This window comes from Bradyrhizobium sp. CCGUVB14 (genome assembly GCF_024199935.1).
Classification (GTDB): domain Bacteria; phylum Pseudomonadota; class Alphaproteobacteria; order Rhizobiales; family Xanthobacteraceae; genus Bradyrhizobium.
Map to the genome: position 1 here is coordinate 4347202 of NZ_JANADS010000001.1, position 22388 is coordinate 4369589.

A 22388-nucleotide genomic window follows, 5' to 3' on the forward strand; every position below is an offset into this window, starting at 1 on the left:
CGTCGGACGCGGGACTTCTGCATTGTCTATCTCTGGCAAGAAATCCTTAAGAGGTGACTTAAGGAGCTAAAGAATTACGTTAACCGGGCGTTAATTTTGATCCGGCTGCCGCCGCTCAGTGCAGCCACGCGTGCTGTGCGACATAGACCACGGCGCCGGCCAGATAGCCCGCAAGCGCGGGCACGGCGATGCGGCGGGCGTACCAGAGGAACTCGATCCGCTCGAGCCCCATGGCGGCCACGCCTGCGGCCGAGCCGATGATCAGGATCGAGCCACCGGTGCCGGCGCAATAGGCGATGAACTCCCAGAGGAAGCTGTCGGGCGGGTAGTGGCCGAGGTCATACATGCCCATGGTCGCGGCGACCAGCGGCACGTTGTCGACGATGGCGCTGAGCAGGCCGAGCACGACGACGATGACGTCCTGGCGGCCGATGGTCGTCTCCAGCCATCGGGCCAGCATTGTCAGGAGGCCGGCATGTTCGAGGCAGGCGACCGCCAGCAGAATTCCGACGAAGAACACGATCGAACCCATGTCGATCCGGGTCAGCGCGTGCGCGAGCGAGAGGGGACGACGCACATGCTCGTCCTTGTCGCGATGAACGAGCTCTCCGACGAGCCAGACGATGCCGAGGCCGAGCAGCACGCCCATGAAGGGCGGCAGATGCGTGACCGTCTTGAAGGCCGGCACCGCGATCAGCACGCCGAGCCCGAGGTAGAACATCAGATTGCGCTCGAACCGGTCGACGGCGAGCAATTCGTTGTCTCTTGGCGGCGCCGCGATGGTCTTGCCTCTGAGCGACAGGCTGATGAAAGCCAGCGGCACCAGCAAATTGACCAGTGAGGGCAGGAACACCGCACGCATGATGTTCAACGGCGTGATCTGTCCACCGATCCACAGCATGGTCGTGGTGACGTCGCCGATCACGGTCCATGCGCCGCCGGCATTGGCGGCGATGACGATGAGGGAGGCGAACAGCAGGCGATCGTCGCGCCTCGCAATGAGACGCTGGATCAGCGAGACCATGACGATGGTGGTCGTCAGATTGTCCAGGATCGCGCTGAGGAAGAACGCCACGAAGCCGACCAGCCACATGAGCGTGACCTGGCTCGTGGTGTTGATGCGCGAGGTGATGACCTCGAAACCGTCATGGGCGTCGATCACCTCGACGATGGTCATCGCGCCGATCAGGAAGAACACGATCTGCGCGGTGGCGACGACGGCTTCGTCGAGCTGATGGCTGACCAGCGCGTGATCGCCGATCGTGACCGCGTAAATCGTCCAGAGCAGTCCCGCGCCGACCAGCGCGGTCGCGGTCTTGTTGATCCCGAGGGGGTGCTCGAACGCGATCGCCGCATAGGTCAGGATGAAGATGGCGGCGATCGCGGTCAGCAAGGCAGTATCAGGTCAGCGATTGAGGCGCGCCAGCAGGCTCGACGTATCCCAGCGCTTGCCGCCCATCTTCTCGACCTCGGCGTAGAACTGGTCGACCAGCGCGGTGACAGGCAGATTGGCGCCGTTGCGGCGGGCCTCAGCCAGCGCGATCGAGAGGTCCTTGCGCATCCATTCGACCGCGAAGCCGAAATCGTACTTGTTCTCGTTCATGGTCTTGTAGCGGTTCTCCATCTGCCAGGACTGCGCTGCGCCCTTGGAAATGGTTTCGATCACCGCGGCGACGTCGAGGCCACTCTTCTTGGCGAAGTGGATACCCTCGGAGAGGCCCTGCACGAGGCCGGCGATGCAGATCTGGTTGACCATCTTGGTCAGTTGCCCGGAGCCGGCGGGCCCGAGCAGCTTGCACATCCGAGCATAGGCGCCCGTGATGATCGGCTCAGCGCCGGCATAAACATCCTGCGCGCCGCCGCACATCACCGTTAGCACGCCGTTCTCCGCGCCGGCCTGACCGCCGGAGACGGGGGCGTCGATGAACTTGAAGCCGGCCTTGGTCGCAGCCGCATCGAGCTCGCGCGCAACCTCGGCGGAAGCGGTGGTGTGGTCGACGAAGGTCGCGCCCTTCTTCATGCCGGCAAAGGCGCCGTCGGCACCGATCGTGACCGCGCGCAGGTCGTTGTCGTTGCCGACGCAGCACATCACGAAGTCCTGGCCTTCGGCTGCGGCCTTCGGGGTCGCCGCGGTCTTGCCGCCGAACTTGTCCGCCCACTCCTTCGCCTTGGCGGCGGTGCGGTTGTAGACGGTGACCTCATGGCCCCCTTTTTTCACGAGGTGTCCGGCCATGGGGAAGCCCATCACGCCGAGACCGAGGAAAGCGACTTTAGCCATGTGTGTGTCCGTAGCTTGAGTTTTACGGTTGCAGCCGGGCGAGGGGCGCCAGCCGGGGGTCCTTGAGGTTCCGCGCCAGGGCGGACCGGGCGCACCATAAACCGTTGCGGCCGGAGGGCAACGGCTTCGTTTGGCGGCCTCCTGTGCTAGGATGCAGGGACTAAGGACTTCAACAAGGACTTCAAAACAAGGGAGCGAAAAGCATGGGCGGCGTGAGCGTTGGCGTCCTCGATCATTTCAACATCCGAACCCGGAATCTGGCCGAGACGGTCCGCTTCTACGAGGACGTGCTGGGCCTGGAAAAAGGCGCCCGGCCGAATTTCGCCTTCCCGGGGGCCTGGATGTACAGCGAGGGCAAGGCGGTGGTGCACCTCGTCGATATTTCCCCGACCCCCGAGCCGCAAAAGCCGGATTCCGGCGTGGTCCACCACGTCGCTTTCGTCAGCCGGGGCTTCGACGGCATGAAGCAGCGCCTGGCCTCCAAGGGCATGAAATTCGATAGCCGCCAGGTGCCGGGCGGCGACCTCTGGCAGATCTTCGTCCACGACCCCAACGGGGTCATGATCGAGCTCAATTACGAGGCGGCCCAGGAGCAGGGGGCAGCACCTGCCGAGATGGCTGACGATATCGGCAAGCAGTAGCCTTTTGGCCGTTTCCGCTCTAATGGGGCATCTTGAATTTCTAGGAGATGCGCTTTGAGCGTGACGCAGCAACAGGTTCTCGACAGCCTCGCCAGGATCAAGTCGCCCCGCGGGGTCGCGCTCACCAATGCCAATGTGCTGAGCGCGATCAGCGCCTCCGACGGCAAGGTGTTCTTCTCGATCAATGTCGATGCCGCCGAGGCGCGGGCCTGGGAATCCGTCCGCGCCGAAGCCGAGGCTGCCGTGCGCGGCATTCCCGGCGTCACCACCGTGATGGTCGCCCTGACCGCCGAGCGCAAGGCCGGCGCAGCACCGCCGCCACCCCCGCAACCGAGCCGCGGCACGCCCGGCGTGCAGCCGGTCCATGCCCACAAGCCGCCGCCGCAGGGCGGTGCCCAATCGCCGATGGCACGGCAGTCCGAGATTCCGGGCGTCGCCGCCGTGATCGCGGTGGCCTCCGGCAAGGGCGGCGTCGGCAAATCGACCACCGCGCTCAATCTGGCACTCGGCCTGCGCGATCTCGGCCTCAAGGTCGGGCTGCTCGATGCCGACATCTACGGGCCCTCGGTGCCGCGGCTGACCGGCCTGCACGAGAAGCCGGAACTGGACGGCGAGCGAAAAATGATTCCGCTCCGGCGCTTCGGCCTCGCCATCATGTCGATCGGCTTCCTGGTCGAGGAAGAGACCGCGATGATCTGGCGCGGCCCGATGGTGATGTCGGCGGTGACGCAGATGCTGCGCGACGTCGCCTGGGGCACGCTCGACGTGCTCGTCGTCGACATGCCGCCGGGCACCGGCGATGCCCAGCTCACGCTGGCGCAGAACGTGCCGCTGAAGGGGGCCGTGATCGTCTCGACCCCGCAGGACCTGTCCCTGATCGACGCGCGGCGTGGGCTCGCCATGTTCAAGAAGGTCAACGTGCCCGTGCTCGGCATCGTCGAGAACATGAGCTACTTCCAGTGCCCGCATTGCGGCACGAAATCCGACATCTTCGGCCATGGCGGGGCGCGCCACGAGGCCGAGAAGCTCCAGGTACCGTTCCTGGGCGAGATCCCGCTGCATATGGCGATTCGTGCCACCTCGGACGCCGGCAATCCCGTCGTCGACAGCGAGCCGGACGGCCCCCATGCGGCGATCTATCGCGCCATCGCGGGACAGGTCCGGGACCAGCTCAAGGGCGTCATCGCGGCCGCTTAAGCCTGAAGTCAGGGGACATGCGACTTTGGTCGCCCCCCGTCATGTCATTGTCGCGTTCCGCGGAAGTAGCTTCCGTGTTAAACGCCACGGCAGCGAAGCCCCTTCGGTTCGACGCGGTCCACGTCGCGTCGCCGGAATGAGCGGCAGCCAAGAGGAAGTTCGGGGAAACGCCCCAGCAAGGAGAGACCTGAAGATGAAGCGTCGTGATTTCCTGAAAGTGTCGGCAGCAGGTGCGGCGGCAACCGCCGCGGTGGCCTCGCCGGCGATTGCGCAGTCCTCGCCCGAGATCAAGTGGCGCATGACTTCGAGCTTCCCGAAGTCGCTCGACACCATCTATGGCGGCGGCGAGCAGGTGGCGAAGTACGTCGCCGAGATGACCGACAACAAGTTCCAGATCCAGGTGTTCGCTGCCGGCGAAATCGTCCCCGGCCTGCAGGCCCTCGATGCGACCTCGAACGGCACGGTCGAGATGTGCCACACCGTCTCCTACTACTACGTCGGCAAGGACCCGACCTGGGCGATCTACGCCTCGGTGCCGTTCGGCCTCAACGCGCGCCAGCAGAACTCCTGGTGGTACCAGGGCGGCGGCGAGCAGCTCGGCAACGAGTTCTTCAAGAAGTCGAACGTGATCGGCTTCCCCTGCGGCAACACCGGCACCCAGATGGGCGGCTGGTTCCGCAAGGAGATCAAGACCGTTGCGGATCTCTCGGGCCTGAAGATGCGCATCGGCGGCATCGCCGGCCAGGTGCTCCAGAAGGTCGGCGTGGTGCCGCAGCAGCTCGCCGGCGGCGACATCTATCCGGCGCTGGAAAAGGGCACCATCGACGCGGCCGAGTGGGTCGGCCCCTACGATGACGAGAAGCTCGGCTTCGCCAAGGTCGCGAAGTACTACTACTATCCGGGCTTCTGGGAAGGCGGTCCGACCGTCCACGCCTTCACCAACCTCGACAAGTGGAATTCGCTGCCGAAGAACTACCAGGCGATCCTCACCAACGCGATGGCCAACGCCAACACCTGGATGGCCGCGCGTTACGACATGCAGAACCCGGCGGCGCTGAAGCGTTTGGTCGCCGGCGGCACCCAGCTCCGTCCCTTCACCAACGAAGTGCTCGAGGCCTGCCTCAAGGCGACCAACGAGCTGTGGGGCGAGATCTCGGCCAAGAACGCCGACTTCAAGAAGTCGATCGACGCCATGCAGGCCTACCGCTCCGACGAATATCTGTGGTGGCAGGTCGCCGAATACACCTACGACAGCTTCATGATCCGCTCGCGCACCCGCGGCTGATCTTCGAGCACACTGTCAGACCGAATGGCCCGGCCTCGCTCGCGAGGCCGGGCTTTTTCTTTGGCGGCGCATCGGGCGCCGAACAGGAAATCCGCAAAACAACCCCATGCACAGTAGAGGCCGGGAACGACGTCGTCTCGCGGTTCGCGACGGCTCGCCCAACCGTCATTGCGAACGGATGGAGTTGCGCTTGACCCGTCGGGCAAAACAGTGGCAAAAGGTGATGATCGAATAATCCGAAATTGGCGCGTGTCGCTGCGGAGTTTTCATCAACAATGAACATCAGCTTCCGTCGCGCCGAATGGGCCGATCTTCCGGCCATCGTCGCGCTTCTGGCAGACGACGTCCTGGGGCAACAGCGGGAGGATTCGAGCTCGCCGACAAACCCGTGCTACGTCGATGCGTTCAAGGCCATCCTTGCCGATGCCAATCAGTTCCAGGCGGTGGCGATCTTGAACAACGAGGTGATCGGCACCTTGCAATTGACCTTCATCCCGGGGCTGGCCCGGAAAGGCGCTTGGCGCGGACAGATCGAAGCGGTGAGGATCGCTGCGGCCCACCGGGGAACAGGCGCTGGGCAGCAAATGTTTGAATGGGCCATCGGCGAATGCAAAGCCAGAGGCTGCGATCTCGTCCAGCTGACGACCGACAAGACGCGCCCGGATGCACATCGCTTCTACGAAAGGCTGGGATTTGTCGGCAGCCACATCGGCTACAAGCTGGTGCTGGGTTGACGATCAGCTTCGATCCGGATGAGATTCAAGGCGCGCTGCGCAAGGCATGGTCGCTGTCGACGGCGAGCAAGAGGATTGGTACGTGCCATACTGGGTCAAACGAATTCATCTCAAGTCAGGAGAGATCTTGACTGAGAGGGAGCTTGGCGCCGACGAAAACTATTCTTCGGACGCGGTGCCCGTCGTGGGCGACGTGATCAATGTTCGCTGTCGCGACAGGGCTTTCGACGCGAAAATCGTTTGGGGCCATTGGCCCGGAAGAACTCATGCCGCCGGGACAGTTGTACCGCTACGCGTGGAAGAAATTTAGTCGTCGTAGGATGGGTAGAGCGAAGCGAAACCCATCATCCCGCCCCAGATCGCTGGCATCGTTGTCGATTGGGTGGATCGCCGATGGGTTTCGCTTCGCTCTACCCATCCTACGGGCTTCTACGAAGGGATTTGTCGGCAGCCACATCGGCTACAAGCTGGCGCTATAGCCGGGATCGGAATCTCGCACCGCAGCAGTCTTCGGCCACGTCGCGATTGTGCTATCGTTTCGGTCAGAGGGGCCGCCCAGGCCGTCGGGTTTGCCATGACCATTCGCGGTGCTCGCCTTGGCCGGCGAGGTGACCATCGAGTGAGGCGCCGGGAGTTCGTTACGCTCCTCGCTGGTTCGGCGACTGCGCTTGCACTGTCGCGCACCGGACACGCGCAGCCAGGGCGCATGCGGCGGGTCGGCATTCTCCTGGGTTGGGATGAAAATAATGCTTCATCAAAGTTCCTTTTCTCCAGGTTGACGCAGCGGCTTCGCGAGTTGGGTTGGCGAGAAGAGAGCAACATCCGGCTCGACGTTCGCTGGGCTGCAGGAAATGTGGATCGGATGCGGGTCCAGGCGAAAGAGCTGGTTGAACTCGGACCCGACTTGATCGTCACATGCACGACCCCGGCAACCGCTGCACTCCTCCGAGAGACTCGGACGCTGCCGGTCGTCTTTGTCATCGTGTCTGATCCGATAGGTGCCGGGTTCGTCGCGAGCCTTTCCCGTCCTGGCGCGAATATCACGGGCTTCATCAACCTGGAGCCGACCATGGGCGGCAAATGGCTTGAGCTTCTCAAGGAGATCGCGCCTCGCGTGATGCGGGTCGCAATCATGTTCAATCCGGATACCGCCCCCTCAGGCGGATCATATTTCCTTCCTTCGTTCGAAGCTGCCGCACGCTCAGTCGGCGTCGAGGCGATGAAATCGCCGGTTCGCAGTGAGGGGGACATCGAAAGAACGATTGCGATGCTTGGACAGGAGCCAAGCGGAGGACTCGTTGTCCAATCGGATGGATTTATGCTGGCTCATCGTGCAAATGTCATATCGCTTTCGGTGCAACATCATGTTCCCGCGGTTTCAGATCGAACGCTACCGACCGAGCAAGGCGGGCTGCTCTCGTATGGCCCCGTCGACGAGGATCTGTTTGCTGGGGCGGCCGTCTACGTCGATCGCATTCTCCATGGCACGAAACCGGCAGAGCTTCCGGTGCAGGTGCCGACCAAATTCGAGCTCAGATTGAATCTCAAGACGGCAAGGGCGCTCGGCCTTACGATCCCGCCGTCAATTCTTGGCCGCGCCGACGAGGTCATCGAGTGACACCAGACCAAATCGGCCGGCCCCGAGCAGGCCGGAATTTTTTCCTCGCCGCGATGCGATCACGATGGCATTCGCTCCGGCCTTGCGCCATGCTGCCCTCCAAGCCTCGGCAAGAAGGCTCACAATCATCATTCATCAGGGCAGGAAACCATGAAGAGACGAGACTTCATCAAGGTCACAGGACTGGCTGCGGCCGGCGCGGCCACGCTCGCTTCTCCCGCGATCGCGCAGTCGATGCCGGAGATCAAATGGCGCATGCCGACGAGCTGGCCGAAATCGCTCGATACGCTGTTCGGCGGCGCCGAGATGATGTGCAAGATGGTCGCGGAGGCGACCGACAACAAGTTTCAGATCCAGATCTTTGCGGCCGGTGAGATCGTGCCGGGCCTGCAGGTGCTGGACGCCGTGCAGAACGCCACCTGCGAGATCGGCCACACTGCGTCCTACTATTATTTCGGAAAGGACCCGACCTTCACCTTCGGCTCGTCGGTGCCGTTCGGTCCGAACATGCGTATCAACCAGGCCTGGTACATGCTGGGCGGCGGGCGCGAGATTCTCAACGACTTCTACAAGAGCTACAACGTCGTCTCGCTGCTTGCCGGCAATACCGGTTGCCAGATGGGCGGCTGGTTCAGGAAAGAGGTCAACACGCCGGATGATCTCAGGGGCATGAAATTCCGCATCGGCGGCTTTGCCGGCCGTGTGCTCCAGAAGCTCGGTACGGTGCCGCAGCAGCTTGCCGGCGGCGACATCTATCCGGCGCTGGAGAAGGGCACCATCGACGCCGCCGAATGGGTCGGCCCCTATGACGACGAGAAGCTCGGCTTCTACAAGATCGCGCCGCACTACTACTATCCCGGCTGGTGGGAGGGCGGCCCGATGCTGCTCGCCTTCGTCAACCTCGACAAATGGAACGCGCTGCCGAAATATTACCAGAGCGTGCTGGCGCAGGCCGGGCACTACGCCAACAATTACATGATGGCGCGCTACGACCAGGCCAATCCGCTGGCGCTGAAGAAGCTGCTCGCCAACGGCACCAAGCTGCACGCCTTCTCGCCGCCGATCATGGATGCCTGCCACAAGGCCGCGAAAGAGCTGCACGATGAGGTCTCGGCGACCAATCCCAACTTCAAGAAGGTCTACGAGTCCCTCACCAAATTCTCCAACGACAGCTATGCCTGGTTTCAGGTCGGCGAGGTCGGCTACGACATCTTCATGGCGCGTCACTCGCAGAGCTGAGCGCGAACATCTGGCGAATGCAGGTCCCGGTGCGAAGGCTCCGGGGCCTGCAGCGATCGTTGGGAGTGACAATGAGCCTCGATGCCGATGAGATTCAAAGCGCGCTGCGCAAGGCGTGGTCGTTGTCGACGGCGAGCCAATGGACGGCGGATCATCCCGCGGCAGGGCAGTGCAACGTCACGGCGCTGCTCGTTCATGAACTCTTCGGCGGTGACCTGCTGAAAACGCCGCTGCCGGCCGGCGATCATTTCTACAACCGGATCGAAGGCCGACGATATGACTTCACGGCCAGCCAGTTCGCTCAGCCGATCATTTACACGGACCTGCCGACGGATCGGGCCGAGGCGGAGCAGGGCGCAACGAACGAGCAACTGGCTGCACTCAGAGCTGCTTTTCACGAGCACTGGGCCGGTTCCTAGGCCGTGTACCCATAACCCGGCGGTGTGACGCGCTCGCATCCGTCGCGAAGCGCGAGCGCTGCTCGCAGCCACTTCAATTCGTCGTGGTCTTGCTGCCGCGCATGGACACGAGCTTGTCCTCACGAAATCCGAGAATGAGCCAAGCGGTCTCATCGAAACCGTCTGCGAGCTTTCCCGCGTGAGAATACACGATCTGAGCAGCTTGCGACTTCGACGGCGGTCCCAACGCCGTGATGACCTCCTGACGCGACATACCCAAATGCAGCTTGCTGTCGAAGACGACGGGCGCGAACTTCTCCGGGATGATGGCGCAATCGGCCGAGGTCCCGGCGTCTTTCTCGGTGAGCTCTTCAACGATCTCCGTGACGAGATGGTCCGGACCGCCGATCTCTCCGCTGGACACCACCCATAATCGATGCTGCGCGCGCCTATAACACAGCCAATAGATGCTACCTCCAGCGTCGCCCTGGTGTTGGATGGTCCCTTCGCCCACGGCTTTACGGACCGCGTCGAGCCGCGTCTCTTCGAAGCGGCCGGCGAATGCGCCTAGCGAAAAGCGGGTCGCCAATCTCTTCACGACCGTCGGCGGCACGCGCTCGAGCGCATGGTCGTCGATTGGCGGCGGCGGTGTCTGCGCGGAGCAGTCGCCCGCGGGGATCGCGAAAAGGAGAAGCAGCAGGAAGAGCGTCTTGCAACCATCAACTCCGAATTGCTTTACATTGGAGATTGAGCGCTGCTGGAACAGCTCCTTTCCTTTGGCAAGGATGGCGCCAACATCGAGGTCTTTGACGCACCCGGCTGCTCTGTCCGCCAGTCCTTTATATATTTCTCGCCTCAGCAAGTCGCGCCCAGGCGCCGAGAGTGCGGGCGTCAGTTTCCGGGTGTCGGACACGTCAGTCTATCTCCTGCGATGAAGAACAGCACAACATATCATAGCTGACGTGTGGAGGAGCCTGCCCACCAGCAACCGCCCCGGAACAAATTCAGCTCGGGATTGCATTAATCAAGTGGCGTGCCAAGGCCGCTCGGCAATATGACCGTGATAACGTTCTGTCCTTCCTCGGGGTGGCGCGAGATGTGTCCTCTCCCGTGCGTATCCTCGACGAGAACAAATTTTCCCGCCGGGAGGCATCTCACCTGTCCATCGCTCGTTTCAAATTCCACTTGGCCATCCAGCCATATGGCGAGGAGTCGATCCGGCGGCGTGTGAAAGCCGGCTTCGCGTACCCCAGCGGGGATGTGAGCGAAACGGATGCGTGACGCTGGGTAGTAAGCCGAAAGTTCAAACGGCGCTTCGTTGGGAAACGCCGGCTTCATCGTCATTGCGATATCGACTTCTCCAAAATGGGATTCCCCGTCAGGCGTTGCATATATGCGCAGGCACCTCATCCCGGCCTCCATCGCTCCGTCTAGGTTACGCGGTTGCGTCGATCGCTGCGAAGAGCTTCTGCCATGACCTGATCCCTGTCCCGGTCATCCCAGAGCGAGCCGACGTCCTCGAAAAGGATCGCAATCGCAGTTCGTAGGATGGGTAGAGCGTTAGCGAAACCCATCATCTCTTCCAGAGACCAAAGCGATGGGTTTCGCTTCGCTCTACCCATCCTACCAGCAACCGCCCCGGAACGAATTCAGCTCGGGATTACACTGAGATCGGGTCTGCGAGCAGCCGGGTTTAGGCTCGACGATATTGCTCCGAGATCAATGTTATTATTGTACTGAGGCATGGATCGGAGCATATTCCGGGCAATCAGTGAATTGACCCGGTTTCGCCCGGGAACTGCAGAGCCCACGACCATGCACCTCAGTTATTTCGACCTGTTTCTCGCCTTCATCGGATTGACGTTCGGCGTGCCGTCAGCACTGCCTCGCGTGTTTTTCCGGAGCGAGGACACGTCGCGCCGCAAGACTTCATAGAGGGCGGATTGCCTGGTGGTCGCGGAGACGAATATGGATCTGACGGCCACCACTATCCTCATCGCCTTCGCCGGCGTATTCCTGATCTGCTTCATGAAGGGCGCCTTCGGCGGCGGCTTCTCCATCGTCGGGATTCCGTTGCTGTCCTTCGTCATGGACCCGGTCACGGCCGGCGGCCTGCTGGCGCCGCTGTTCATCGCGATGGATTTGTTCGCGCTGCGCTACTGGAAGCCCTCGACCTGGTCGAAGCCCGACCTCGTGCTGCTGTTGCCGGGGCTCGTGATCGGCATCGGTCTCGGCTATCTGCTGTTTCGCGTGCTGGATCACCGTGCCGTCGCGATCGTGATGGCGATCGTGACCTTGATCTTCGTCGGCCTCTGGTTCTTTGGCGACACGAAGGTGATCATACGTCCGCGTTCGACGCCGAAGGCGATCGCAGCCGGTCTCGGCTCCGGTGTCACGACGATGGTCGCGCATTCCGGCGGACCGCCGCTTGCGATGTATCTGCTGCCGCTCGGCCTCAGCAAGGAGATCTATGCGGGAACGACGAGCCTGTTCTTCACCGTCGGCAATGCGACCAAGGCGGTGCCGTGGCTGCTGCTGACGCGCCCGTCGGGCAACGAATGGATCGTGATGGCGGTTTGCCTGCTCGCCATTCCCTCGGGCGTCTGGCTAGGCTGGCGCCTGCACGGACGGCTCGACCAGCAGCAGGTTTTCCGCGCTTGCTACGGCCTGCTGGTCGTCACGGCGGTGAAGCTGCTGTGGGATGGCGTGTCAGGCTATCTGGCGTAGGCTGCGTGCCTGCATTGTTCGTCAGTCCTTCAGATGCTCCCGGAAGAACGCCAGCGCCGCCGCGTTGAAGGCGTTGTGGAAGCCGAGGCGGTCGAAGCCGGCCCTGTCGGTGCAGATGTTGGGACGCTTCTGCGCCAGCTCCGGCGTGCAGGGCGGAAGAAATGCGTAGTGACCGGCATTCGCCACGAGATGGTAGTCGGGCTTGGCCGGCAGATCGCGCATGATCGTTGAGACATAATCCAGCGTGACTTCGCCGCCCGTTCTGTCCTCTCCACTCAGCGCCGAAGCCCACAGCTGGATCGGGATTTTCACGTCCTTCAAGCCATCAGGGGCGAACAACGGACCGAACGCGGGGTCGGCAATGACGAGGGCCCTGACGCGCGGGTCATGCGTGAATGCCGGCGCCGGAATCTCGCCTTTGCGCAGCTCCGCACAGCTGGGGTTTCGAGAACTCTCCGGACACAGGGCGATCATCTTTCGCAGATCGGGATTGCCGCCGGCGACGACCAGGCCGGTGTAGCCGCCCCGCGAGAAACCGAAGAAGCCGATATGTCCGGGGTCGAGCTTTGCATGATCAGGCCATGCATCGAGCATGTAGTCGATCACGCGCTTGATGTCGGCCGGACGCTCCGTGAAGGCGGCGAGCGTGTCCGCGCGGCTCATGTCGCCGCCTCCGGTATCGACGGGATGACTGAGCGCCACAACGACGAAACCGTTGTCCGCGAGCACTTCTGCGGTGTCGTGATGACCGGGGAAGCTTCCGCCATAGCCATGCGAGATCACGATCAGCGCCAGCTTGTCGCCCGATATCGCGCAGTTCTGCGTCGCGGGCAGGGTCATCGTGCGGAGTTTCACTTCGCCGACCGGCTCCCGGCAGGGCGACCACACGGCCGCCTCGATCTGCGGAAAGCCGGCCTCGGCCGGCACGGTGAGGAATCGAAAGCCGGCTGCGTGGGCCAATGTTGTCGTTAGACAAAGGGCGGAGGCGAGCGTGAACTTCCGGATGCGCATGCGTTGTTCCCGCGGTCGATCTCGTTGTGAGGCAGATGTAGGATGGGTAGAGCGCAGCGAAACCCATCATTTTTCCTTGCGGTGATCAAGCGATGGGTTTCGCTTCGCTCTACCCATCCTACGGGCTTGGCCCGCTACTCGCATCACCGTGACAACAACGTTGCCTCGCTGACCTTCATGACCGGAGCAGGCTTGTCCGCAAACACACATTCGCGCCAGACGGGTGTTTTGCACTCGGCCGGCCAGCTGCCTCCGAGCGCCATGAACAGGGCGGCGGTGTCGGACAGGCGGGTCGCTTCCGCCTGGACGCGGGTGATGGCCGCGTTGAAATAAGCCTGCTGCGCGTTCAGCACCGTGACCTGGGTGATCTGTCCCAGCACGAGCTGCTTCTGCACGATGTCGAGGCTCGCCTTCGCCGCGGTCTCGGCCTTGATCGCTGCCTGCACCGCGCGGGCGTCGGCCTGCAGGGAACGCAGCGCGTCGGCGACGTTCTGCAGCGCCGTGATCACGGCCTGGCGATATTGCGCCTCGGCCTCGTCGAGGGCTGCTTCCGCGGCCTTCTGCTTGTGATAGAGCGTGAGCCCGTCGAACAGCGGCTGCGTCGCGCTCGCGGCGACCGTGTAGAACAGCGTGCCTTGCGTGAACAACTGCGACGCCTTGAAGGCGCTGGTGCCGGGATTTCCCGTCAGCGTCAGGTTAGGCAGCCGCGCCGCAATGGCAACGCCGACCTGGGCGCTCGCCGAATGCAGATTGGCTTCCGCCGCACGCACGTCCGGCCGTTGCGCGACCAGCGTGCTCGGCAGGCTCACCGGCAGGTTGGCAGGCAAGGTGAGGTGGCGGAGATCGAATTTCTGCAACACCTCGTCGGCGGAGAACTGCCCGGCGAGCGCGGTGAGGAGGTCGCGCTGCACGGCGAGCTGCTTCTCCAGCGGCGGCAGGGTCTGCTCGGCCTGCGCCAGCGCCGTTTCCTGCGTCAGCACGTCGACCTGGGCGGCCTGGCCCGCCTCGAACTGGGTCTTGAGGATGCCGAGGATGTCGCGCTCGATCTTGACGATGCGTTCGGTCGCCGCGATCTGGCCGCGCAGCGAGGCCTCCTGGATGGCGGCGGTGACGACGTTGGCGGTGAGCGTGACGTAGGCGGCCTCGAGCTGGTACTGCGCCTGCTCGGTCTGGGCGTCGAGGCTCTCGACGGCGCGGATGTTCTGGCCCCAGATATCGGGCACGAAGCTGATGTTGAGCTGTGCGGTGTGCAGCGTGTAGCGCGACTGCGGCGAGTCCACCGGGTTAGACGTCGCCATGTTGGAGATCTGCTGGTCGGACGGCGTGTAGTTGACGCCGATTTGCGGAAAGAACAGGCCGCGTTGCGCCAGCGCATTGAAATTGGCGACGCGGATCGCGGCCTCCGCCGATTGCAGCGACGGATTGTGCTCGACCGACAGGCGGATCAGCTCGTTCAGCGGCTGCGACCGGAACGCCGCCCACCAGCGCGGCGGGATGTCGGCGCCATTGACGAATTGCTGCCGCGGCACGCGCGGGCCCTCGGCATCGACCCGGGGCGAGGCGAGCGGCTCCGGCGTGTAGCGGGACACGGCGGGCGCCGGCGGCGTCTCGAAGTTCGGGCCCACCGCGCAGCTGGCGAGCAGGACGCTCGCGGCGCTGGCGAGAAGTGATTTGCGAGCCGCTCGGCTGATCATCACGCAACGCATCCTAATGGGCCACTTCCGGCGGCGAGGCCGCCGCGCTGTCCTCGTGTGCCGGCGTTCTCTCGCGCGACAGAAAGACCTTGCGCAGCGCCGGCGCGACCACGAGCAGCAGCAACGGACCGATGAACATGCCGCCGACGACAACTGTTGCCAGCGGCCGTTGCACCTGGCTGCCGATGCCGTGGGACAACGCCGCCGGGAACAGGCCGACGCCGGCGGAGAGCGCGGTCATCAGCATCGGCCGCATGCGCTGCTCGGCACCGTGGAAGACGGCTTCCGCGATGCTCATGCCGGAGGCGCGCAGCTCGCGGAAATAGGTAATGTTGAGAATGCCGTCCATCACCGCGACGCCGAACAGCGAGATGAAGCCGATCGCCGCCGAGATGCTGAAATCGAGGCCGGCGAGATAGAGCGCGATCAGCCCGCCGCCGACCGCGAAGGGAATGCCGGCGAGCGCCAGCAGGCTGTCGCGCACCGAATTGAACAGGCTGTAGAGCAGCACGAAGATCAGCAGCAACGTCACCGGCACCACGACCATCAGGCGTGCCTTCGCGGCCTCCAGATTGTCGAACTCGCCGGACCAGATGATGCGGTAGCCCGGTGGAAGCTGGACCTTGTCCGCGACGCGGGCTTGCGCCTCCGCCACGGTGCCGCCGAGATCGCGGCCGCGCACGCTGAACTTGATCGGGATGTAGCGCTGGCTGCGCTCGCGGTAGATGAACAGCGCACCGGTGTCGAGCGTGATGTCGGCGAGCTCGCTCAGGGGGATATAGGCGTTGGTGCCTGATGGCGTCGAATAGGCGACCTTGAGATCGCGCACGGCGTCGATGCTCTGGCGGAACTTTGGATCGAGCCGGACCGCGACCGCAAAGGAGCGGTCGCCCTCCAGCACGTTGGTCGCGATGGTGCCGCCGAGCGCGGCCTGCACCACCGCGGTGATGTCGCCGGTGTTGAGGCCATAACGGGCAGCTTTCTCTCTGATAATCTTGATGTCGAGATTGGGCTGGCCGACCAGATGGAAAACGCCGAGATCGGCGACGCCGCGGACGTCGCGCATGACGTCCATGATCTTGGTCGCGATCTGCTCGAGCACATCGAGGTTCGGACCGATCACCTTGACCGAATTGGCGCCCTTCACGCCGGACAGGGCTTCTTCGATGTTGTCCTGGATGTATTGGGAGAAGTTGAAGGTGACGCCAGGCAATTCCTCGTCGAACTCCTTCTGCAGCTCCTCGGTGAGCTTCTCCTTGGTCAGGCCCTTCGGCCATTCGTCGAACGGCTTGATCGGCGCGAACAGCTCGACATTGGAGAAGGGCGAGGCGTCGCTGCCGTTGTCGGGCCGGCCGTGCTGCGAGACCACGGTGATGATCTCGGGATGACGAAGCAGGATGTCGCGCATCTTCCGCGTCGCCTCGGTGCCGGCGTCGAGCGAGATGGTCGGCGGCATCGAGGCGCGGATCCAGAAATTGCCTTCCTCCAGCGCCGGCAGGAATTCGCTGCCGAGCCGGCTTGCCGCAAGCGTCGAGATCGCGAGGAAGATCCCGCCCGCGATCAAGGCGAGCTTCACGCTGCCCAGCGCCCAGCGCAGCACCGGCGTGTAGGCGCGGCGCAGGCACCGCACGATCGCCGTCTCGGTCTCCTCGATGTGCTCCGGCAGCAGCAGTGACGCCAGCACCGGGGTCACCGTGAAGGTCGCCAGAAGCGCGCCGGCGAGCGCATAGCCATAGGTGCGGGCCATCGGTCCGAAGATCTGGCCCTCGACGCCCTGCATCGTGAACAGCGGCACGAAGGCGGTCACCGTGATCGCGGCGGTGAAGAACACCGCCTTGTCGACCTGCAAGGCGCTGACGAAGATCATCCTGAGCCGTTCGGTCCAGCGCGCCATGGTCAGCTGGCCGTGGGTGGGGGCGGTCGGATCGGCGCCCCAATAGCCTTCGGCGAGATTTTGCAGGACGCGCGCGCGACTGTCCGGGCTCGACTGGAAGTTTCGAAAGATGTTCTCCATCATGATCACGGCGGAATCGACGATGATGCCGAAATCGACCGCGCCGAGCGACAGCAGATTGGCGTCCTCGCCCTGGAGCACCAGGATGATGATGGCGAAAAACAGCGCGAAAGGAATGTTGGCGGAGACGATCAGCGCGCTGCGGAGGTCACCGAGGAACACCCACTGGATGATGAACACCAAGAGGCAGCCGAACACGAGGTTGTGCAGCACCGTGTGGGTGGTGACGCCGACCAGCGAGGAGCGGTCGTAATAGGGCACGACCTTGACGCCCGGCGGCAGCGTGCCGTCGCTGTTGATCTTGGCGACCTCTTCCTCGACCTTCGGGATGATCTCGTTGGTGTGCTGGGTGCGGCCCATGACGACGATCGCGGCGGCGATGTCGTCCTGCTTGTCCTTGCCGGCGATACCGAGCCGCGGCACGAAGCCCACCGAGACCTTTGCGACGTCCTTGATCTGGATCGGCAGGCCGTTCGACTGGGTCAGCACGATGTTCTCGATATCGGTGACCTTGTAGCCCTTGGTGACGTCGTCGGCGCCGCCAGAATCGATCAGGCCGATGCCGCGGATGTTGACGGATTGCTGGCCGATCGCGATCTCGCGGCCGCCGACATTGACGTTGGCGTTGCCGAGCGCGGTGACGAGCTGCGGCACGGTGATGTTGTAGACCTCGAGCTTTTGCAGGTCGGCATCGACGTTGAACTGCTTCGTGGTGCCGCCCCACGAGTTGATCTGCACCACACCCGGCAGCGTCATCAGGCGGCGGGTGACGACATAGTCCTGCAGCGTGCGAAGGTTGGTGAGGCCGAAATTCGGCGGGCCGACCAGCTGGTAACGGTAGATCTCGCCGACCAGGCTCGACTGCTGGATGGTCGGGACCTGGTTGCCCGGCAGCGTGATGTTCTGCTGGATGCTGTTGGCGGCCTGGGTCAGCGCGAAATAATAGTCGACGCCATAGCGGAAGGTGACGCGGACGAAGGACAGGCCGTAGAACGAGGTCGAGCGGATGTTGACCACGCCCGGCGTCGGGTAGAGCCCGACCTCCATCGGGATGGTGTAGTACTTCTCCATCTCCTCGGCCGAGAGCCCCGGCGCCTGGGCCGTGATCTCCAGGATGACCGGCGCAGGATTGGGATAGGCTTCGATGTTCAGCTTGCTGAAGGCGGCCAGTCCCGCCGCGCAGAACACGACGAGGCCGAGCACGATGATCGCGCCGCGGGTGAGGCCGAAGGTGAGGATGCTTTTGACCACGATCTCTTGACTCAGAACCGGCGCGCCGGGGCGATCGACGCCTCGATCAGCCCGTGACCGCGGTAGCGAATTTGTTCGAGAGGAAGATCGCGCCGCTCGAAGCCACCAGCTCGCCGGGCCTCAGCCCGTCGAGGATCTGGTACCAGCCGTCCTGCGCGATGCCGACCGTGATGCTGCGCCGTTCGAAGCGGTGGCGGTCGGGCGTCACCCACACCGTCATGGTGCCGTCGCCCTCGCGCACCACGGCGTCCGCAGGCACGGCGACGGACTGTTTCGGTCCCTCGGTCTCGATCGAGAAGCCGGCCAGCATGCCGGCGCGCAGCTTGTGGGCGGGATCGTCGATCACGGAGCGGACCAATTGGCGGTGGGTCGTGGGATCGATGTTCAGCCCGAGCGTCGTCACGTGGCCGCGAAACACCTCGCCGGGATAAGCGGGGACACTGACGGCGACGGACTGGCCGATGCGGTAGGACGGCGCGTCGGTCTCGATGACGTTGGCGACCATCCACATCGTCGAGAGATCGGCGAGCGAGTAGGGCGCCGGCGCATTGCCGGGCTGGACGTAGAGACCGGGTGCGGCGTTGCGCGTGACGATCTGGCCCGCGATCGGGCTCGGCACGATCAGGATGGAATCGACCTTGCGATCGGCGACGATGCGATCGATCTCCTCGTCGGTCTTGCCGAAGATGCGCACGGCGTCGCGCGCCGCCTTGTAATTGCCTTCGGCCGTCTGCTGGTCGGAGATCGCCTGGTCGACGTCCTTCTGCGCGCCGCCGCCGGTCTTCAAGAGCTGCTTCACGCGCGTCAGCGTGCGGCCCTGCAGCTCCAGCACGCCGGCCGCGGCCAGCAGCGTGGATTCGGCCTGCAGCAGATCGGGGCTGTCGATGGTGAACAGCGTCGCGCCTTTGGCGACGGTGTCCCCGACGTTGAAGAAGGTGTTGACGATCTTGCCGGGATTTGGCGTGAACACCTGCACCAGCATGTTCTGGTTGAAGTCGATCGAGCCGACGGCCTGCTTGACGACGCGGAAGGCGCGCGGCTCGGCGGCGAGCACCTTGAACGCGTCGGCCTGCTTGTCGGTCATGGTGATGGTCTGCTGCGCGATATCGACGTCGCTGGCGGCTGCCGGCTGCTCCGCCTTGACGGAGCGCAATTCGCCGGTGTGCGTCAAAAACCAGGCGCCGCCGGCGATGGCGGCCATTGCCGCAATGCTCGCCGTCATGCCCGCATGCTTGATGCGAAATGCCATCACAGAGCCCCGTTTGATCCGCTTCGGATGTCCGTGCTCTCGATCGGCTGGACCACTGCGCAATGCGCGCGGCGTGAAGCGATCGCGGCGGACGGAATCTTGTTAGCAAGCCCAACTGACGTCAACCTGACAGTGCGATCGCACCGTGGTTGCCCCACGCCAGTACTAGCGATCCGCTCATCTGGTTTCGATAGAAGGAACGGGGGATATAAATACAGAAATGATAGCGCCGGACGCGCGCCGATGCCCGATTGAACAAAAGCCGGTCGATTGCACAGCGCCGCTGCCTGCGCCGCCATCATGCGGTGGCGTGGATCGGTCGTTGATCCGCGGCCGATCACATCGCGTTGAAGTGGTCGGCCTCTTGCGTTCCCGGACGCGGCAACGGTCAGGTCCGATCGCGCGTCCGCCAGACGAAGATGACGAAAATGGCGACAACGACGGCGCCGGCGAGCATCCAGTACTGGCCTTCGAAACCGAAAATACTGAATTTCTGAACGAGGAAGTCCACCGCATCCGCCCCTTTGTTGTGCAAGGTAGGCGGTTTGCGCGGGGAAATATATTATTTCTTTACAGGCGTGGCGCCGCGCCGTGCATCGGTGATCTGCGTGTCCGGGAAGGGGCCGGCATCAGCCGACCCGATCGGCGACGGGCACGGGATCGAAGCGGTTCTGAAGCCGGTAACCGACGCCGGATTCCGTGATCAACAGGCGGGGCTGGTTCGGGTCGCTCTCGATCTTCTGGCGCAGCTTGCGCACGAGAATGCGCAGGTACTGGATGTTATCACGCTGATTGCCGCTCCAGATCTCCTTGAGCAGCTGGTCGTGGGTGACGACGAGGCCGACATGCATGGCGAGCACGTGCAGCAGCCGGTATTCCTTCCGCGTCAGGCGAACCAGGCTCTGGTTCAGCGACACCGTGCGCGTCACGAGGTCGACCGAGAGCGGGCCGGCGACGACGACCGGATTTTCCGTCGCCGATTTGAAATAGCGCCGCAGCGCGGCTTCACTGCGTGCGAGAAGCTCGGCCATGCCGAACGGCTTGACGACATAGTCGTCGGCGCCGGCCTGCAGCAGCCGCACCTTGTCGTCTTCGCCCGCGGCGACGGAGAGAATGATGATCGGGATGTTCGACCAGGCGCGGATCCGTTCGAGCACCTCGGCGCCGTGAAGGTCCGGCAGCGCCAGGTCGAGAACGATAAGGTCCGGCGCGCTGAACGTCGCGATCTTCAGGGCTTCGGTCGCGTTCTCGGCCTCGAGCACGACAAAGCCGTTGAGCTCGAAACCGGCGCGCAGGAAGCGCCTGATCTTCGGCTCATCGTCGATCAGGAGGACCACGTTTGCCGGCTTACTCATGGAAGGCCATCGTTTTGGGGAGAGGATGCGGTGGCGGGCAGGGCGATGGTGACGACGGTCCCTTGCCCCTGTCCCCGGCTCTGAACCGAGATCGTTCCGCCATGTGCGTGCACAAAGGTCGATGCGATCCAGAAGCCGAGGCCGGAGCCGGGCACGGAGGCCTGGTGCCGCGCCCCGCGAAACGACCGGCGCCCGAGCTTTCCCTGCTCGTCCAGGGTGATGCCGACGCCCTGGTCGGAGACGCGGATGATCAGGCGGTCCGGCTCCGACCTGACGTCGACGGATATGGTCGAGCCGGATGGCGAATATTTCGCGGCGTTCTCGAGGATCTGGCCGCAGGCTTCCTCGATCAATCCGGAATCGAGATGGAGCAGCGGCAAATCATCGGCAAAGGTGATTTCAATCCGGTGCGCACCGAGCCGGCGTCCGCGCCGTCTGGCTGCGCCATTCACGATATCCCTCGGGTCGGCCCATTCGAGGCGCGGGCTCAGCCCGCCTGCGGTGACGCGGGTCGCGCTCAGGAGGTTTCTGATATAGCCGTCGAGCTGGGCCGTCTCATCGGAGATCGCGTCGACCAGCGCGCGCATGCGGGCGTCGCTGCGGATCGCGGGAATCGAATCCAGAACGCTTGCCGATCCCTGGATCGCGGCGAGCGGCGAGCAGAGTTCGTGAGACAGCGTGCCGTGGAAGGCGTCCCGCAGCAATTGTCCCTGCAGGTGCAGCCGCGCGCTCTCCATGGCCTTGCCGATGTCCAGACGTTGCAGCGTCAGGGCCGTCTCATCGAGAATGGCCTCGATCCGGCGCGTCCGGGTCGCGATCGCCTGTTGCGGGCCCTGTCCGATATTGACCGCGATGACGCCGTGAATGATGTCATCCGATGAGATCGCGCGGAGCAGCCAGAGTTCTCGTCTGTTCTCGTCCACGATCGTTCGCGACATCGGCCCGACGCCGGAATTCATGTCGGCGGCACCCGATTGCACCATGGGTGGTGCGAAGTGGGTGTCCGGCGGCTCGATATGGCCATCGGACGTCGTCACGAAGAAGGTGGCGGGGTGGCCGAACGCGTGCGCGTGGTGCTGCTGGATGGCCGCGATGAGATCGGCGATGGTGAAGCAGGACGCGAGCCTCCGCGAGAAATCGTAGAGCGCGTGCATCTCCTTTTCGCTGCGGCGGAGCCGCTCGGTCTCCTGCCGCAGCCGCGAGGCCAAATTGCTGCTGACCGGCGACACGATCAGGAACAACAGCAGATCGACCGCTTCCTGCGGATCATCGACGCGGAAACTGTAGAACGGAGCAAAGAAGAAGAAGTCCGCGGCCGCCATCGCCGCGACCGACGCGACCATTGCGGGCCAGATGCCCCATCGCGTCGCCGCGAAGATCACCGGGATGAGATAGGCGATCGGCACCAGGCTGGTGGCAACGTGTCGGCTGAATGCGAGAAGAGGTGCCGTGAACAGGGCAACAGCAAGGACTGAAAGCAGGAGCGGGGACACCGTACGCCAAAGCGCGCGCGGCCGTTCATGCTCGTCCGCAGCTGTGAGCCGGCTAGCGCCAACGTCGGGTCTGGTCGCCCGCATGTTCGCCGTTGAAGACATGCGGCCAAGTGGGAGATCTACTATCAAAGTACGTGCGTGCCCTCAGGGTAGGACATCAGTGATCGATGCGTGCGCTTATCAGCGCCCCACAGCGGATCACGT

The 22388-nt window shown here is 63.7% G+C and carries 19 protein-coding genes; 8 read left to right on the top strand and 11 right to left on the bottom strand.

Annotated elements, in window-relative coordinates; translation table 11 throughout:
• Positions 1 to 115 precede the first annotated feature (115 nt).
• Together nhaD and NLM32_RS19945 are read right to left on the bottom strand one after the other, a co-directional pair.
• Positions 116 to 1393 (bottom strand): sodium:proton antiporter NhaD, encoded by a 1278-nt coding sequence (nhaD, locus tag NLM32_RS19940; protein WP_254130608.1) that lies wholly within the window; start codon positions 1391 to 1393, stop codon positions 116 to 118.
• Positions 1394 to 1405: 12 nt separating this feature from the next.
• The gene (locus NLM32_RS19945; RefSeq protein ID WP_254130609.1) at positions 1406 to 2278 is read right to left on the bottom strand and encodes an NAD(P)-binding domain-containing protein; all 873 of its coding nucleotides are present in this window, start codon (positions 2276 to 2278) and stop codon (positions 1406 to 1408) included.
• Between the two features lie 203 nt (positions 2279 to 2481).
• Between NLM32_RS19945 and NLM32_RS19950 the strand changes: the two genes are divergently transcribed.
• The 7 genes from NLM32_RS19950 to NLM32_RS19980 all read left to right on the top strand — a co-directional run bounded on the left by NLM32_RS19950 (position 2482) and on the right by NLM32_RS19980 (position 9411).
• Positions 2482 to 2919 carry a VOC family protein gene (locus NLM32_RS19950; protein WP_254130610.1) on the top strand — a complete coding sequence of 146 codons (438 nt, stop codon included), beginning with the start codon at positions 2482 to 2484 and terminating at the stop codon, positions 2917 to 2919.
• 54 nt (positions 2920 to 2973) lie between these two features.
• Positions 2974 to 4116, top strand: a complete 1143-nt coding sequence (locus tag NLM32_RS19955) for an Mrp/NBP35 family ATP-binding protein (protein ID WP_254130611.1) — start codon at positions 2974 to 2976, stop codon at positions 4114 to 4116.
• A 193-nt stretch (positions 4117 to 4309) separates the two neighbouring features.
• Positions 4310 to 5401, top strand: coding sequence for a TRAP transporter substrate-binding protein (locus NLM32_RS19960; RefSeq protein WP_254130612.1), 1092 nt, complete (start codon positions 4310 to 4312; stop codon positions 5399 to 5401).
• Positions 5402 to 5676: 275 nt separating this feature from the next.
• Positions 5677 to 6135 (top strand): GNAT family N-acetyltransferase, encoded by a 459-nt coding sequence (locus tag NLM32_RS19965; RefSeq protein WP_254130613.1) that lies wholly within the window; start codon positions 5677 to 5679, stop codon positions 6133 to 6135.
• A 574-nt stretch (positions 6136 to 6709) separates the two neighbouring features.
• Positions 6710 to 7753 (top strand): ABC transporter substrate-binding protein, encoded by a 1044-nt coding sequence (locus tag NLM32_RS19970; RefSeq protein WP_254130614.1) that lies wholly within the window; start codon positions 6710 to 6712, stop codon positions 7751 to 7753.
• A 150-nt stretch (positions 7754 to 7903) separates the two neighbouring features.
• Entirely contained in the window at positions 7904 to 8992 is a 1089-nt protein-coding gene (locus NLM32_RS19975) for a TRAP transporter substrate-binding protein (RefSeq protein ID WP_254130615.1), read from the top strand.
• Between the two features lie 71 nt (positions 8993 to 9063).
• Entirely contained in the window at positions 9064 to 9411 is a 348-nt protein-coding gene (locus NLM32_RS19980; RefSeq protein ID WP_254130616.1) for a hypothetical protein, read from the top strand.
• A 73-nt stretch (positions 9412 to 9484) separates the two neighbouring features.
• Here NLM32_RS19980 and NLM32_RS19985 read toward each other — a convergent pair whose 3' ends face one another.
• The gene (locus tag NLM32_RS19985) at positions 9485 to 10303 is read right to left on the bottom strand and encodes a hypothetical protein (protein ID WP_254130617.1); all 819 of its coding nucleotides are present in this window, start codon (positions 10301 to 10303) and stop codon (positions 9485 to 9487) included.
• Positions 10304 to 10410: 107 nt separating this feature from the next.
• Positions 10411 to 10734 carry a hypothetical protein gene (locus tag NLM32_RS19990; RefSeq protein WP_309144854.1) on the bottom strand — a complete coding sequence of 108 codons (324 nt, stop codon included), beginning with the start codon at positions 10732 to 10734 and terminating at the stop codon, positions 10411 to 10413.
• A 624-nt stretch (positions 10735 to 11358) separates the two neighbouring features.
• Between NLM32_RS19990 and NLM32_RS19995 the strand changes: the two genes are divergently transcribed.
• Positions 11359 to 12117 (top strand): sulfite exporter TauE/SafE family protein, encoded by a 759-nt coding sequence (locus NLM32_RS19995; RefSeq protein ID WP_254130619.1) that lies wholly within the window; start codon positions 11359 to 11361, stop codon positions 12115 to 12117.
• Positions 12118 to 12138: 21 nt separating this feature from the next.
• Here the strand turns inward: NLM32_RS19995 and NLM32_RS20000 are convergent, their stop codons facing one another.
• The 7 genes from NLM32_RS20000 to NLM32_RS20025 form a co-directional block, all read right to left on the bottom strand.
• Complete coding sequence (locus tag NLM32_RS20000; RefSeq protein WP_254130620.1) at positions 12139 to 13128, bottom strand: dienelactone hydrolase; 990 nt, start codon at positions 13126 to 13128, stop codon at positions 12139 to 12141.
• Between the two features lie 143 nt (positions 13129 to 13271).
• Positions 13272 to 14822, bottom strand: a complete 1551-nt coding sequence (locus NLM32_RS20005; protein WP_254135369.1) for an efflux transporter outer membrane subunit — start codon at positions 14820 to 14822, stop codon at positions 13272 to 13274.
• A 13-nt stretch (positions 14823 to 14835) separates the two neighbouring features.
• A complete protein-coding gene (locus tag NLM32_RS20010; RefSeq protein WP_254130621.1) occupies positions 14836 to 18087 on the bottom strand; it encodes an efflux RND transporter permease subunit in 3252 nt (1083 codons plus the stop codon).
• Between the two features lie 46 nt (positions 18088 to 18133).
• The gene (locus tag NLM32_RS20015) at positions 18134 to 19336 is read right to left on the bottom strand and encodes an efflux RND transporter periplasmic adaptor subunit (RefSeq protein ID WP_254130622.1); all 1203 of its coding nucleotides are present in this window, start codon (positions 19334 to 19336) and stop codon (positions 18134 to 18136) included.
• 388 nt (positions 19337 to 19724) lie between these two features.
• Complete coding sequence (locus tag NLM32_RS45845) at positions 19725 to 19847, bottom strand: hypothetical protein (protein ID WP_256561419.1); 123 nt, start codon at positions 19845 to 19847, stop codon at positions 19725 to 19727.
• A 118-nt stretch (positions 19848 to 19965) separates the two neighbouring features.
• A complete protein-coding gene (locus NLM32_RS20020; protein ID WP_254130623.1) occupies positions 19966 to 20691 on the bottom strand; it encodes a response regulator in 726 nt (241 codons plus the stop codon).
• Complete coding sequence (locus NLM32_RS20025) at positions 20688 to 22184, bottom strand: DUF4118 domain-containing protein (protein ID WP_254130624.1); 1497 nt, start codon at positions 22182 to 22184, stop codon at positions 20688 to 20690. The genes NLM32_RS20020 and NLM32_RS20025 overlap by 4 nt, the downstream gene beginning before the upstream one ends.
• Positions 22185 to 22388: the final 204 nt, after the last annotated feature.

Coding starts and splice junctions, on each gene's coding strand:
- NLM32_RS19945 (WP_254130609.1), bottom strand. CDS start 2,278: ATGGCTAAAGTCGCTTTCCTCGGTCTCGGCGTGATGGGCTTCCCCATG.
- NLM32_RS19950 (WP_254130610.1), top strand. CDS start 2,482: ATGGGCGGCGTGAGCGTTGGCGTCCTCGATCATTTCAACATCCGAACC.
- NLM32_RS19960 (WP_254130612.1), top strand. CDS start 4,310: ATGAAGCGTCGTGATTTCCTGAAAGTGTCGGCAGCAGGTGCGGCGGCA.
- NLM32_RS19965 (WP_254130613.1), top strand. CDS start 5,677: ATGAACATCAGCTTCCGTCGCGCCGAATGGGCCGATCTTCCGGCCATC.
- NLM32_RS19970 (WP_254130614.1), top strand. CDS start 6,710: ATGACCATTCGCGGTGCTCGCCTTGGCCGGCGAGGTGACCATCGAGTG.
- NLM32_RS19975 (WP_254130615.1), top strand. CDS start 7,904: ATGAAGAGACGAGACTTCATCAAGGTCACAGGACTGGCTGCGGCCGGC.
- NLM32_RS19980 (WP_254130616.1), top strand. CDS start 9,064: ATGAGCCTCGATGCCGATGAGATTCAAAGCGCGCTGCGCAAGGCGTGG.
- NLM32_RS19990 (WP_309144854.1), bottom strand. CDS start 10,734: ATGACGATGAAGCCGGCGTTTCCCAACGAAGCGCCGTTTGAACTTTCG.
- NLM32_RS19995 (WP_254130619.1), top strand. CDS start 11,359: ATGGATCTGACGGCCACCACTATCCTCATCGCCTTCGCCGGCGTATTC.
- NLM32_RS20000 (WP_254130620.1), bottom strand. CDS start 13,128: ATGCGCATCCGGAAGTTCACGCTCGCCTCCGCCCTTTGTCTAACGACA.
- NLM32_RS20005 (WP_254135369.1), bottom strand. CDS start 14,822: ATGATCAGCCGAGCGGCTCGCAAATCACTTCTCGCCAGCGCCGCGAGC.
- NLM32_RS20015 (WP_254130622.1), bottom strand. CDS start 19,336: ATGGCATTTCGCATCAAGCATGCGGGCATGACGGCGAGCATTGCGGCA.
- NLM32_RS20020 (WP_254130623.1), bottom strand. CDS start 20,691: ATGAGTAAGCCGGCAAACGTGGTCCTCCTGATCGACGATGAGCCGAAG.